Source organism: Methylorubrum sp. GM97 (assembly GCF_024347855.1).
Classification (GTDB): Bacteria; Pseudomonadota; Alphaproteobacteria; order Rhizobiales; family Beijerinckiaceae; genus Methylobacterium; species Methylobacterium extorquens.
In genome coordinates, this window is sequence record NZ_AP025942.1 from 361992 (window position 1) to 374464 (window position 12473).

At 67.6% G+C, this 12473-nt stretch carries 14 protein-coding genes; 13 read left to right on the forward strand and 1 reads right to left on the reverse strand.

Annotation, left to right across the window (positions count from 1 at the left end):
- The first annotated feature begins 41 nt into the window (after positions 1-41).
- From MSPGM_RS01730 to MSPGM_RS01775, 10 genes are all read left to right on the forward strand, one after another.
- Positions 42-1118 carry a Nit6803 family nitrilase gene (locus tag MSPGM_RS01730; RefSeq protein ID WP_012752039.1) on the forward strand — a complete coding sequence of 359 codons (1077 nt, stop codon included), beginning with the start codon at positions 42-44 and terminating at the stop codon, positions 1116-1118.
- Positions 1072-2175, forward strand: coding sequence for an MSMEG_0568 family radical SAM protein (locus tag MSPGM_RS01735; protein WP_043766645.1), 1104 nt, complete (start codon positions 1072-1074; stop codon positions 2173-2175). The genes MSPGM_RS01730 and MSPGM_RS01735 overlap by 47 nt, the downstream gene beginning before the upstream one ends.
- Positions 2172-2717, forward strand: coding sequence for an MSMEG_0567/Sll0786 family nitrogen starvation N-acetyltransferase (locus tag MSPGM_RS01740; protein ID WP_012752041.1), 546 nt, complete (start codon positions 2172-2174; stop codon positions 2715-2717). Before MSPGM_RS01735 ends, MSPGM_RS01740 begins: the two co-directional genes overlap by 4 nt.
- Entirely contained in the window at positions 2717-3712 is a 996-nt protein-coding gene (locus tag MSPGM_RS01745; RefSeq protein ID WP_012752042.1) for a sll0787 family AIR synthase-like protein, read from the forward strand. The genes MSPGM_RS01740 and MSPGM_RS01745 overlap by 1 nt, the downstream gene beginning before the upstream one ends.
- Positions 3709-4884 (forward strand): MSMEG_0565 family glycosyltransferase, encoded by a 1176-nt coding sequence (locus MSPGM_RS01750; protein ID WP_012752043.1) that lies wholly within the window; start codon positions 3709-3711, stop codon positions 4882-4884. The genes MSPGM_RS01745 and MSPGM_RS01750 overlap by 4 nt, the downstream gene beginning before the upstream one ends.
- Positions 4877-5158, forward strand: a complete 282-nt coding sequence (locus tag MSPGM_RS01755) for an MSMEG_0570 family nitrogen starvation response protein (RefSeq protein ID WP_043765827.1) — start codon at positions 4877-4879, stop codon at positions 5156-5158. The genes MSPGM_RS01750 and MSPGM_RS01755 overlap by 8 nt, the downstream gene beginning before the upstream one ends.
- 38 nt (positions 5159-5196) lie before the next feature.
- Positions 5197-6465, forward strand: a complete 1269-nt coding sequence (locus MSPGM_RS01760; RefSeq protein ID WP_012752045.1) for an MSMEG_0569 family flavin-dependent oxidoreductase — start codon at positions 5197-5199, stop codon at positions 6463-6465.
- Positions 6466-6807: 342 nt separating this feature from the next.
- On the forward strand, positions 6808-7740 hold the full coding sequence (locus MSPGM_RS01765; RefSeq protein WP_043766648.1) for a transporter: 933 nt from the start codon (positions 6808-6810) through the stop codon (positions 7738-7740).
- 232 nt (positions 7741-7972) lie between these two features.
- A complete protein-coding gene (locus tag MSPGM_RS01770) occupies positions 7973-8719 on the forward strand; it encodes a Pnap_2097 family protein (protein ID WP_244426947.1) in 747 nt (248 codons plus the stop codon).
- A 549-nt stretch (positions 8720-9268) separates the two neighbouring features.
- Positions 9269-9535, forward strand: a complete 267-nt coding sequence (locus MSPGM_RS01775) for a hypothetical protein (protein ID WP_012752048.1) — start codon at positions 9269-9271, stop codon at positions 9533-9535.
- Positions 9536-9751: 216 nt separating this feature from the next.
- Here the strand turns inward: MSPGM_RS01775 and MSPGM_RS01780 are convergent, their stop codons facing one another.
- Positions 9752-10708 (reverse strand): GlxA family transcriptional regulator, encoded by a 957-nt coding sequence (locus tag MSPGM_RS01780; protein ID WP_012752049.1) that lies wholly within the window; start codon positions 10706-10708, stop codon positions 9752-9754.
- Between the two features lie 145 nt (positions 10709-10853).
- Here MSPGM_RS01780 and MSPGM_RS01785 point away from each other — a divergent pair, with 145 nt between their 5' ends.
- The 3 genes from MSPGM_RS01785 to MSPGM_RS01795 all read left to right on the forward strand — a co-directional run bounded on the left by MSPGM_RS01785 (position 10854) and on the right by MSPGM_RS01795 (position 12383).
- Complete coding sequence (locus tag MSPGM_RS01785; RefSeq protein ID WP_012752050.1) at positions 10854-11258, forward strand: DUF3817 domain-containing protein; 405 nt, start codon at positions 10854-10856, stop codon at positions 11256-11258.
- Complete coding sequence (locus MSPGM_RS01790) at positions 11255-11659, forward strand: CopD family protein (RefSeq protein WP_012752051.1); 405 nt, start codon at positions 11255-11257, stop codon at positions 11657-11659. The genes MSPGM_RS01785 and MSPGM_RS01790 overlap by 4 nt, the downstream gene beginning before the upstream one ends.
- A 460-nt stretch (positions 11660-12119) precedes the next feature.
- On the forward strand, positions 12120-12383 hold the full coding sequence (locus MSPGM_RS01795; protein ID WP_012752052.1) for a hypothetical protein: 264 nt from the start codon (positions 12120-12122) through the stop codon (positions 12381-12383).
- The last annotated feature ends 90 nt before the right edge of the window (positions 12384-12473 follow it).

Below are 12473 nucleotides of genomic sequence, written 5' to 3' on the forward strand. Positions count from 1 at the left end.
CCGCACGCGACGCGGCCGCCGTCACAGCCGGAGGATCATCCATGTCAGAGAACCGGATCGTGCGGGCCGCCGCCGTCCAGGTCGCGCCGGACCTCGACCGGCCGGACGGCACCCTGGAGCGCGTGCTCAACGCCATCGACGATGCCGCCGCCAAGGGCGCCCGCTTCATGGTCTTTCCCGAGACCTTCGTGCCCTACTACCCGTACTTCTCCTTCGTGCTGCCGCCGGCCCTGCAGGGCCCGGAGCACCTGAAGCTCTACGAGCGCGCGCCCACTGTCCCGGGCCCGCTGACCCAGGCGGTCGCGGCCGCAGCCCGCCGCCACGGCGCCGTGGTGGTGCTCGGCGTGAACGAGCGCGACCACGGCTCCCTCTACAACACGCAGCTGATCTTCGACGCGGACGGCAGCCTGGCGCTGAAGCGCCGCAAGATCACCCCGACCTACCACGAGCGCATGATCTGGGGTCAGGGCGACGGCGCCGGCCTCGCCGTCGTGGAGACCGCGGTCGGCCGCGTCGGCGCGCTCGCCTGCTGGGAGCACTACAACCCGCTCGCCCGCTACGCGCTCATGGCGCGCCACGAAGAGATCCACGCGGCCCAGTTCCCGGGCTCGCTCGTCGGCCAGATCTTCGCCGACCAGATGGAGGTGACCATCCGTCACCATGCCCTGGAGGCGGCCTGCTTCGTGGTCAACGCCACGGGCTGGCTCACCGACGAGCAGGTGGCGCAGGTCTGCCCGGACGAGCGCCTGCGCGGCGCCTGCCGCGGCGGCAACTGCACCGCCATCATCTCGCCTGAGGGCAAGCACCTCGCGGACCCGCTCGGGCCCGGCGAAGGCATCCTGATCGCCGACATGGACCTCGCGCTGGTGACCAAGCGCAAGCGGATGATGGACTCGGTCGGCCACTACGCCCGGCCCGAGCTCCTCAGCCTCCTCCACGACGACCGTCCGGCCTCATTCGTGCACCAGCCGATCCGTTCCCAGACCGTTTCCCGGAGCCTCGACCATGAGCAGCAGCCCGCTTCCGACGAGCCTTCCTTCGATCCCGCCGGCCGTGGCGGGCCTGGTCGGGATGCCGACGGAGCGCCTGATCAACGCGTTGCAGTCCTACGGCGTTAGACTGGCCGACAGCCGCGCCGGCGCGCCGAGCCGACGCGGCGGGGCCGGGCCCTCCGACCACAAAGCGATGACCATCGCGGGCCGCACCGTGATGGTCCCGGTCCACACCGAGACTGCCTTCGAGTCGCCCTTCCTGGTGCGCCGCCCGGACGCGAACGGCGTCTCGGTGATCGAGCACGACGGCGTCGTGATCGGGCAGGCTACCTTCCCGGGCAAGCCGCGCTTCTACGCGCTCTCGACCTTCGACGGCGTGCCCTACTCGAAGATCGCCGTGCTGCACGGGCGCGACGTGCTGGCGACGACCGTGCTGCAGACCTGCATCCGCTACGCCAGCCGCACGAAGACCTGCCAGTTCTGCTCCATCGGCCAGTCGCTCGCCGCCGGCCGCACGGTGGCCCGCAAGACCCCGGAGCAACTCGCCGAGGTCGCCCGCGCCGCGGTGCTGCTCGACGGCGTCAAGCACATGGTGATGACCACGGGCACGCCGAACGCAACGGATCGCGGCGCGGCCGTCCTCTGCGAGAGCGCCTTCGCGGTGAAGGCCGCGGTCGACCTGCCCATCCAGGCCCAGTGCGAGCCCCCCGACGACGACCGCTGGTTCGAGCGAATGAAGGCGTCCGGCATCGACGCCCTCGGCATGCACCTGGAGGCCGTCACTCCGGAGGTCCGTACCCGCATCATGCCGGGCAAGGCGAGCGTGCCACTGGAGCGCTACTACGAGGCCTTCGAGGCGGCCGTGCCGGTCTTCGGCCGTGGCCAGGTTTCGACCTACATCCTGGCCGGGCTCGGCGACGCTCCCGAGGCCATCCTGGAGATGGCCGAGCGGCTCGTCGGGATGGGGGTCTACCCCTTCGTGGTGCCGTTCGTGCCGATCTCGGGCACGCCGCTGGAGAGCCACCCGGCCCCCGGCCCCGACTTCATGCACGCCATCCTCAAGCCGCTCGCGGACATGCTGGCGGGCGCGGATCTGCGCTCGACCGACATCAAGGCCGGCTGCGGACGCTGCGGCGCCTGCTCGGCCCTCTCCACCTACGAGCGCGCGGGGGCGACGGCATGATCCTCGAACCCGTCCAGCCGTTCCGGCCGAGCCATTTCCGCGTGAAGTTCGCGGTCGCGCCGTGGGAGCGGCGCGCCTGCGCGGCGCTGCGCCGCCAGGTGTTCTGTAGCGAGCAGGGCATCTTCGCGGACGACGACCGCGACGCCATCGACGCGCACGCCATTCCCATCTGCGCCCTCTCGACGCTTGGTGGCGAGGCCGACGCCGTCGTCGGCACGGTGCGCATCCACGAGGTCGCGGAGCGGCCTGGCGAGTGGTGGGGCTCGCGGCTTGCCGTCGCCAGGGCATTCCGCGGCATGGCCGCGCTCGGGGCCGGCCTTATTCAGGTCGCGGTCTCGTCCGCCCATGCCCGGGGCTGCACCCGCTTCCTCGCCCATGTGCAGGAACGCAACGTACCGCTGTTCCAAGCCCTGCACTGGGCAAGCCTTGACGCCATCGACCTCCACGGGCGCCCGCACCACCTGATGCAGGCGGATCTTTCCGCCTACCCGCCGATGTTCGACCCCGAGCACGGGCTTGTCACCCTCGCCAAGGCCGCGTGATGACGGCCCCCTTGGATATCCAGGCCCTGGCCCGTCAGATCCAGGACGCGCGCGGCGTCGCGCACAAGCGCGACATCGACGCGGTGGTGGCACGGCTGGGGCTGGGCGGCCGGCACGCCGCCGTGCCGGTCGGCGACGACTGTGCCGCCATTCCCGACAGCGACGGCCATCTGCTCCTCGCCATCGAGGGCTTTCTCGACAGCTTCGTCGCCGCCGACCCGTACTTCGCCGGGTATTGCGGGATCATGGTCAATCTGAGCGACGTGGCCGCCATGGGCGGGCGTCCGCTCGCGGTGGTCGACGCCCTGTGGAGCCGAGACGCCGGGGCGGCGGACCCGATCCTGGCAGGCCTGGCCGACGCGGCCGCGCTCTACGGCGTGCCGGTGGTGGGCGGCCACACCAACACGCGCGCGGATGCCGGCAACCTCGCGGTCGCCGTGCTCGGGCGGGCGGGCCCGCGCCTGCTGACGAGCTTCGACGCAGCGCCGGGCGACGACCTCGTCGCCGCCATCGACCTGCGCGGGCGGTTCCGCGATCCGCACCCCTACTGGGACGCCTCCACCGGCGCTCCGGGCGAGCGGCTGCGCGGCGACCTCTCACTGCTGCCGGGGCTCGCCGAGGACGGCCTAGCCTGTGCGGCCAAGGACATCAGCATGGCAGGCGTCGTCGGCACAGTCCTGATGCTGCTCGAATGCTCGAACATCGGCGGCGTCATCGACCTCGACGCGATCCCGAGGCCGGACCACGTCCCACTCGCACGCTGGCTGACCGCCTTCCCCAGCTTTGGCTACCTGCTGAGCGTGCGCCCGGACCGCACGCCGGCCGTGCTCGCGCGCTTCGCGGAGCGCGGCATCGCGGCCGCCGGGATCGGGCGCCTCGATAGGAGCAGGGTTGCCCGGGTCCGTGCCTCTATGGGCGACGAGGCCGTGGTCTGGGACTTTGCGGCCAACCCCCTCATTGGCTGCGGCCGGGCCTGTTCCGGAGCCGCATCATGACGGCCCTGCGCATCGCCATCCTGACCCACTCCACCAATCCGCGCGGCGGCGTCGCCCACTGCCTTGCCCTGGCCGAGGCGCTCTGCGCCCTCGGGCACGAGGCGGTGGTCCACGCGCCTGATCCAGCCGGCCGCGGCTTCTTCCGGAACGCCGCCTGCACCACCGTCTCGGTTGCCGCCGAGCCGGTGAAAGGTGCGACTGTCGACCTCGTGCGGGCTCGCATCAACGACTACTTGCGTCACTTTTCGACGCCGGCCGCCTGCGACTTCGACGTCTTCCATGCCCATGACGGCATCGGCGGCAACGCGCTCGCGACCCTGAAGCGCCGGCGGCTGATCCCAGGCTTCGTGCGCACGGTCCACCACGTCGACAGCTTCTCCGACCCGCTGCTCGCGGAGTGGCAGGACCGCTCGATCCGAGAGGCCACGCGCCTGCTCTGCGTCAGCCGAACCTGGGCGGACTGGATCCGGGACGACCTCGGTGCAGAGGCCGACATCGTCGGGAACGGGGTGGACCTCTCGGTCTTTCGCAGCGAGCCGACCGAGGCGGACGCGGCCGTGCGGGAGCGCTGGGGCCTCGGCCAGGGACCGGTGATCCTCAGCGTCGGCGGTTTCGAGGAGCGCAAGAACGCCCTCGGCATTATCGAAGCCATCGCCCGATTGCGCGCGCGCTACTCGCAGGCTCAGCTCGTCGTCGCCGGCGGCGTCTCGCTCCTCGACCACGCCACCTACCGTGCCCGGTGCCGCTCCGCCCTGGCGGCCGCGGGCCTGACGGTCGGCCGGGGCGCGGCCGTCATCGAGACGGGCCCCGTCCCGCAGGCCGTCCTGCCGGCCCTCTACCGGGTCGCCGACGCCCTGGCCTTCCCTTCTTGGAAGGAGGGGTTCGGCCTGTGCGTGCTGGAGGCGATGGCCTGCGGCACGCCCGCCATCGTGTCCCGGCGGCCGCCCTTCACCGAGTACCTCGCGGCGACGGACGCCCTCTTCGTCGACCCGGCCGATCCTGACGCCATCGCCGCCGCGATGGCGGAAGCCCTGGCGACGGACACCCGCGCGCGACTGCGAGCCGCCGGCCAAGTGCGGGTCGTCGCCCATTCCTGGCGCGCCTGCGCGGAGCGCAACCTCAACACCTACGCGGCCTGTGCCCGCACCCGACAGGAGCCGATGCATGCCTGAGATGCACTTCCACGTCCGCTGGCCCGATGGCCGCCGCGAGGCCTGCTACTCGCCCTCCCTCGTCGTGAAGGACTTCCTCACGCCGGGCGAGAGCTACGCCCTCGACGATTTCGTCGAGAAGACCCGCACGGCCCTGAACATCGCGAGCGAGCGGGTGCGCGAGAAGTACGGCTTCGCGTGCTCGTCGGCCATGGACCAGCTCGCCCGGATCGAGGCCGCCGCGAAGCGGCAGGAGCCCGGTGGCCACGTCACGGTCGAGTCCTTCGAACCCTGAGCCGACGCCCTTTCCCTGACCCTCACGGAGCCAGAGCCATGCCCGCCATCTCCCGTCATGTCCCCGTCGTTGTCGTCGGCGGCGGCCAGGCCGGCCTCTCGGTCAGCTACCACCTCAAGCAGCGCGGCATCGAGCATCTCGTCTTCGAGAAGCAGACCGCGGCGCACACCTGGGAAACCCAACGCTGGGATACGTTCTGCCTCGTCACGCCGAACTGGCAGTGCGACCTTCCCGGCCACCGCTATGACGGTCCGGACCCGGACGGGTTCATGCGGAAGGACGAGATCGTCGCCTACCTCAAGGCTTTCGTCGCCAAGGTGAACCCGCCGATCCGCGAGGGCGTGGCGGTCACGCGCGTCGAGCGGCGCGAGGACGGCCTCTTCTCGGTCCAGACCTCGGAGGGCGACTACACCGCGGACGAGGTCGTCGTCGCCTCGGGCGGCTATCACACCCCGATCATCCCGCGCATGGCCGAGAAGCTGCCGGGCTCGATCACGCAGATCCACTCGAACCAGTACCGCAACCCGGACCAGCTGCCCGAGGGCGAGGTGCTGGTGGTGGGCTCGGGCCAGTCGGGCGCGCAGATCGCCGAGGACCTACACTTGGCCGGCCGCAAGGTGCACCTGGCGGTGGGCGACGCACCCCGCTGCGCCCGGTTCTATCGTGGTCGCGACGTCGTCACTTGGCTCGCCGACATGGGCTACTACGAGATGACCGTCGACAACCATCCGCTGCGTGACGGCGTCCGCGACAACACCAACCACTACGTGACCGGCCGCGACGGCGGGCGCGATATCGACCTGCGCCGCTTCGCCACCGAGGGCATGAAGCTCTACGGCCTCATGGAGGATTACCAGGACGGCAGCTTGCGTTTCCGCGACGACCTCAAGCGCTCGCTGGATCAGGCCGACCGGACCTATAACGGCATCAACGCGGCGATCGACAAGTACATCGCCGAGAAGGGCATCGAAGCCCCGGCGCAGGAGCACTACACGCCGGTCTGGGAGCCGGACGAGCTGGTCACCAGCCTTACCCTCGAAGGGTCCGGCATCACCAGCGTCGTCTGGTGCATCGGCTTCACACCGGATTTCCGCTGGCTCGATGCCTCAGTGTTCAACGGCGCGGGCAACCCGAAGCACAAGCGCGGCGTGACAAACGAGGACGGCGTCTACTTCATCGGCCTGCCCTGGCTGAACACCTGGGGTTCGGGCCGCTTCGGGGCGGTCGGTCGCGACGCCGAGCACGTCGTGCAAGCGATCCAGAAGCGCCTCGGTGCCGAGCGGCCCGCCCTCAGGTTCGCGGTCTGACCCGAGAGCCCGTCGGGCCTTTGGCGCCACCCGTTAGGGGCTGGCGAATACGCTTCGTGGGCGCCGAGGCGGGCCGATCCGATCTGTCATCCAGGCGCATCATGTGCCTGTGCCGTTCCTGCAACAAGACGATCCTCGAAGCACTGCCTGAGCATTATCGAGTAGACTCTAAGATTTTGCGGTGAAGAATATAAGCATTGAAGGAAATACATACAGTTTGTATGTATTTCCATGCAATCAAGACAAATCCGCCATAACATCTCACGTTGACTTCATCGCCGCCGATGCTTTCCGGCGAACGGGCGCGGCTGGCCGGTGTGTAGACCAAGAAGGGGACCGATGATGCTGAAGAACTTCGCGGCCGCGGCGGGAGCGTTCGCCGCAGTCACCCTGGGCGCGACCGCCGCCTACGCCCAGGCAACCACGATCCCCGGCGAGCAGGTCGGCCTCGCAGTCGGTGCCCCTCTGCCCGAGGGCATCTACGCCATCGACACCTTCATCTACCGCCGGAACGACACCCGGTTCTCGACCGAAACGGCGATCAACGTGCCGGTCCTAGTCTGGTCGACCGGCTACAAATTCCTCGGTGCCAACATACAGCCCTTGCTAGCCCAGCCGACTGTGTTCGGGTTCCCCAACAACCCGGCGGGCGTGCCCAACCGCGACTTCACCGTCAACGTCGGCACCCTTGTCGGATCGATCTTCGCCTGGGATCTCGGTAATGGCTTCGGCGTCAGCTACCTCGCGGCTGTCCACTTGAACGACCTCGACGCCGGCCGCGGCCTGCCGCAGTTCTCCTCCAACACCTACCGCCAGGGCTTCGCGGCCAGCTACACCGCCGATGGCTGGAACCTAACGGCCAACCTGACCCACAACTTCTACGACTCCCCCGGCCGGTTCGAGGGTGCCGTCGGACGGGCGATTGGTCCGCTCTACCTCGCGGACGCCCTCCTGCTCGACCTCACGGCGACCAAGAAGTTCGGCAAGTTCGAGATCGGCGCGGTGGCATACGGGGTGACGGATCTGCCGCTCGGCGGTCGCGACTTCGCGCGCGCCTCCGCGCAGGGCTACACCCGGGCCGGACGCTTCGCGGTCGGCGGCTTGATCGGCTACGACTTCGGGCCGTTCACCGCGCAGCTCATGGTGGCTCGCGACGTCGCGGTTCGGACCCGCGGCACGGAGTCGACGGACGGCTTCATCCGACTCATCGCGCCGCTCTACACGGCTCCGAAGGCCGCCGCGGTCGAGCCCGTCGCTCTGATGCGAAAGTATTGAAGAGCGTTCCCGCGGCCCTGGCCCCCTCTTCGAGGTGATGCCCCGGGCGCGGTCGAGATCGAAGTGAACTCCTTCCCAAAGATCCCGCTTCGACAGCGGCCGGGTGGCCAAGTCTCAACAGCTACCACCACCCGGTCCTGCCCTTTCCCGAAGGAGAAGGCCGTTGGGTCTGCACATGAGGCTCGAAGGGGTCGACACGCCCCTGACGGATGCCTGTCGCCATGTCCTGGGCATGCCGCATCTCTGCCCGAGCGGCCTCTCCGAGAACTGGCTCTGGAAAGAGCTTGGGCACCGCCACTGGGGTTTGATCGCCAAGGCGTTCGGCAGGGCCGAGGCCGGGTTCGGGCCTACGGGCGAGCCGCCCGTCTACGCGGCGTTCCGGAGGATCTCCCTGCAGGGCGGCGACCTCGGCGCCGTTTGCGAGAACGACGCGTTGGACGTGCGCTCGACGGTCACGTACCTTTCGGAGACCCGGGTCGTCAGCCGGCACGTCGCGGCGTGCCGGGACCGGCTGGTCGCGGATGTGGAGATGACCTCCGTGTTCGTAAGGCGCCAGACCGAGGGCGCGAACCGTTCCATAGCCCGGGTAAGGATCGAGGGTCGGCGGCGCACCATGCCCGCTTTCGGGGCTATGCCCGCCCAGCCCCCTAGCACCGAGCACGCGTCTTCGGGGGCTATCACAGCGCTGGACGAGCGCGAGCTCGGAACTTTGGTCGTCGATCCATGTCCCCACCTAACTTTAACGGGGCCGGGCTCCTGTACTTCAGCAGCTTCGTCGCCGCCGTGGATCGGGCCGAGTGGCACTTCCTCGGGAAGCGATCAGGCAACTACGCCACCCGTGTGCGTCGAGCTTTGTTCCACGCGAACGTCGATATGGGTGACCGTCTCTCAGTGCGGGTGCTGGCTTCGGGCGACGAGGCTAATTGCTGCCATCGTGCGATTTTGTCGACGGTGGATGGCAAGCTACTGGCGGAGATAGTAACGCACCGCACCACACTATAAGATGGATACAAGAGGCCGGTGCTACACACTGATTTGAGGCCGGCCATATGGCGAGCATGTAATCGGTTCCTGGGCATCGCCAACTTCCGGCGCGCTGTTGCCAAGTTCTGCTAATACGTTGATAGCGGACCTTCGCATACGTAAATTCGTATATCCGCTGATGGCGCACAGCAGAACAAGCGGCGTGCGAGCTCCTGACCCTGAGCGGTCCTCGCCCGTTGGACTAACTGGGCGTTCGAGGGTTGAGTGCTACGTCTGCGCCATGGCCGATCACATCCTCGTGGCCTGCGCCGAATGCACTGGCCTGCGGGATCGGCGATGACGCGCGGAATCGGCCGCGAGTACCGACGCGCGTCAAATGGGATGTTCAGGAGGGGCGAGGCGGCGCCCTGCCCGCACGTCTCACGACGAATAGCGTAATGCCGGGGATCGCACGACGGGGTCAAGCGGCTACTGCGGGTTGACGCCTGTAGCGGCGCACTGTCTGTGGGGCCACCCTGCGCTCGCCGCTGAGTATGAGAGCACCGTGACCCAATTCCTAACGATCAAGGTCTACTGCACGAACATCGGCGATGCGGGCGTGCCCGACGTGCCTCATCCCAAGGAGGATCTGGACGGAGCGATAGAGGCCACGGGTAGCCGCTTAGCGTACAACTTCAAGTCCAAGAAGGGCCCCAAGGAGAAGCCTACCCAGTCGATCCTCGTCAACGACAAGAACCGGGTCTTGGCGCGATTCCGCATGACGCCCCAGGGGCTGGAGCGCGTAGAGATTGGAACGGAGTATGCCGACTAGCCGTCAAAATTCGGTGTTTGATACCAGCTGCGAGGGATCGTGATCGACCCGTTTCTGACATTCGAGGCGCCGCGGCCGAAAGTCTGGATGAGGTGGAAAGCGGCACCTGGGCTTTCGCGTCGAAGCGGACCTTCCACTTGAGACACATGGATCGCCTCCGACCCATTGGCCATCGACGTCCCGAGCGGCCTCTTAGAACTTGCCAGTCCCCAGCATTCACCGTTCCAGCCTACGCTCTGCGTTGAAGCGTGCTCGATAGGATGCCGGACTGACCCCAGTCAGCTTGCGGAAACTCGTCCTGAAGGTGACTGGTGATGCGAAGCCGCTGGCCAGCGCCACTTGATCAATCGACGCACTGCCGCTTTCCAGCAATTCTTGGCCACGCCTGATCCGAACTGAGAGGAGCCACTGCATCGGTGTGGTGCCTGTCTGTTCCTGGAAACGCCGGGCGAAGGTACGCTCACTCATGCCTGCACGGGCGGCCATGGCCCTGATGCTCAGGGGCTGGTCGACGTTCTCGAGCATCCATTCGAGCACGGGTGCAAGGCAGGCGCTCGTGCGTGGCGGCTCGTGGCGGATAAACTGCGCTTGTCCGCCGTCACGGTCGAGCGGAGCAACTGCGAGACGGGCAGCCTGCGCCGCCGCCGACTGTCCCAAGTCGCGCCGCACCAAATGCAGGCACATGTCCAGGCCTGCCGAGGCACCGGCCGATGTAATGATGCGCCCCTCGTCGATGAACAGCCTGTTCGGGTCCACGTCGATGGAGGGGTAACGCTCGGCGAGGCGACCCGCAGCAAGCCAGTGCGTCGTAGCACGCCGTCCATCCAGCAAGCCGGTTGCCGCGAGCACGAAGGCACCCGAGCAGATCGATGCGACCCGTGCGCCGGCTGCCCAGGCCTGGCGGATGGCAGCAAGCACGGTCGGCGCCACCGGCACAGTCGGATCATCGATGCCCGGGACGACGAGCGTGTCGACCGTAGAAAGTGCATCCAGTCCGAAGGGAACCCGTAACCCGAACGCGCGGGCACGGACCTCTGGCGCTTCACCGCAGACCCGAATTTCGTAGAAGGGCACGCCATCCGCCCGTTCGACCCGCTCGAAGACCGCGCAGGGGATCGATAGATCGACAGGGACGACCCCGTCCATCGCCAACACGCCGACGACGTGAACCATGCCACCGATGCCCCTTCGCTACCCGTCCATCCATAGTGGATCGCATGGTTGGCAGAAAGCGATCGGTCAACGTCGTTTCCGCCACTCACGGTGCGTCTATCGCGTCCGGTAACCAGAACTGGCATCGAGCGCGGGGGCAAAAATCTTGAGTACGGATCGTTGGCGAAACGAGTGGCTTTACGGGCCCGAACCGATCGGATCGGTTGTCCCGACCATCGAGAGCGAACAGGCCGACCTGAAGCCGCTGCAATGGCTCGGGATCGCCGCTATTGCGGAGGCGACGACGCTGCTCCTTCTCGTTGGCGTGGCAGTCCCCTTGAAGCACCTCGGCGACTGGCCCTTGGCAGTCCGCGTCCTAGGTCCGGTCCACGGCTTCACCTTCGTCGCTTACCTCTGGCTGCTCCTCCGATCGCTCGGTGCCGGCCTTCTGTCGCGCAGCGAGGCGGCCCGGCTTGCCGCCTCCGCGTTCGTTCCCGTGGCCGGCTACCTCACGGCACGCTTCCTCACTCGACGCGTCTCGGGACGGCCCGATCGAGAATCGGCGAGATGATCCCGATAGACGCCTACACATGGCTCAAAGCGCTGCATGTCGCGTGCGCGCTGCTGTTCGTCGGCGGTGTCGTCGCAAGCAGTTTGGTCCTCGCCGCAGGGCGTGAGGCGAGGGCCCGGGTCGCGCCAGTCCAGAGGCGATGGGATCGCCTGATCACGGTGCCGGCGATGTTGGGCGTCTGGGCCTTCGGCATAAGCCTGGCGACTTCGGGCGGCTGGTTCACGTACGGCTGGCTCCAAGCAAAGCTGGTGCTCGTCGTGCTTCTGTCCGCTGTCCACGGCCTGCAATCAGGACAGATCCGGAGGCTCACGGCGGCGACGGACGTAAAGCCCCTGCGGGCCGCAGCCCTCGTCATACCGTCCGTGATCGCGATAGCTATTCTCGCGGTGCTCAAGCCGTGAGGGGAGTCAGACAGGCGACATCCATCTCCACATGCCGGTCCCCCGGGGGCGGGTCGTTCCACATCACCCTGACCGCAGGTTTCGTAGCTAGCCTCGCGCCGGAATGCGGACGTCTCCGACAGCCGCAATGGGTGGTTAGCGGTCTGCCTGGTTCTGGATGCGAGTTTGGCAGGAGCGGACGTTCAGGTGAGGAGAAGCTCGCGGGTGCTTGACGCCGTGTGCGCATGAAGCCGCGTGCAAAGCTGGGAGCGTGTCGTGGCTGCTGATCAAGGCTCAGGATGGGGTAGCACGCTCCGTCACAGCACAAGGTATCCGGGCGGAGCGCCCCTTATCGGTCATTTTAGGCCGCTGCATTGAGGCTATCACAGAGCCGTCGTAACGCAGCTCGTGGATCGGAAGGTGTGGCTCGGCGCGTCGCCCGACCTCCTCATCGACGAACCTCACCTCCGAGCTGACGTTCATGCTGTTCATCCAGTCGGGTTGGGGCATCCTAGTCGTCCCCATTGTCGTCGGCACCGCGATCATCGTCGGGGCACTGGCCCTGCTATCGCTGCAAGCGCTTGACACCCCGAACTTGCCGTTGCTCGCCTTTTGCCTTGGCCTTTTCGCGGCCGCTCTGAACTGGGTGACCGGTCGACGCCTCAAAAACACGCCCCCGCATGAGCTCATCTATCCCGCCACGAATGCGCGTGTGCTGCTCACACGGCGGCATGCGCTGATCTAGATCCGAATGGAGTACTAGTCGGCACCCGTCGTACTGGCCGGCTCCGTCCCGCTGCTCGCCATCCGAAATCTCTAGCGTCGTCGTTCCAGG

Coding starts and splice junctions, on each gene's coding strand:
- MSPGM_RS01745 (WP_012752042.1), top strand. CDS start 2,717: ATGACGGCCCCCTTGGATATCCAGGCCCTGGCCCGTCAGATCCAGGAC.
- MSPGM_RS01755 (WP_043765827.1), top strand. CDS start 4,877: ATGCCTGAGATGCACTTCCACGTCCGCTGGCCCGATGGCCGCCGCGAG.
- MSPGM_RS01765 (WP_043766648.1), top strand. CDS start 6,808: ATGCTGAAGAACTTCGCGGCCGCGGCGGGAGCGTTCGCCGCAGTCACC.
- MSPGM_RS01770 (WP_244426947.1), top strand. CDS start 7,973: ATGCCGCATCTCTGCCCGAGCGGCCTCTCCGAGAACTGGCTCTGGAAA.
- MSPGM_RS01750 (WP_012752043.1), top strand. CDS start 3,709: ATGACGGCCCTGCGCATCGCCATCCTGACCCACTCCACCAATCCGCGC.
- MSPGM_RS01730 (WP_012752039.1), top strand. CDS start 42: ATGTCAGAGAACCGGATCGTGCGGGCCGCCGCCGTCCAGGTCGCGCCG.
- MSPGM_RS01795 (WP_012752052.1), top strand. CDS start 12,120: ATGCTGTTCATCCAGTCGGGTTGGGGCATCCTAGTCGTCCCCATTGTC.
- MSPGM_RS01740 (WP_012752041.1), top strand. CDS start 2,172: ATGATCCTCGAACCCGTCCAGCCGTTCCGGCCGAGCCATTTCCGCGTG.
- MSPGM_RS01760 (WP_012752045.1), top strand. CDS start 5,197: ATGCCCGCCATCTCCCGTCATGTCCCCGTCGTTGTCGTCGGCGGCGGC.
- MSPGM_RS01790 (WP_012752051.1), top strand. CDS start 11,255: ATGATCCCGATAGACGCCTACACATGGCTCAAAGCGCTGCATGTCGCG.
- MSPGM_RS01780 (WP_012752049.1), bottom strand. CDS start 10,708: ATGGTTCACGTCGTCGGCGTGTTGGCGATGGACGGGGTCGTCCCTGTC.
- MSPGM_RS01735 (WP_043766645.1), top strand. CDS start 1,072: ATGCCGACGGAGCGCCTGATCAACGCGTTGCAGTCCTACGGCGTTAGA.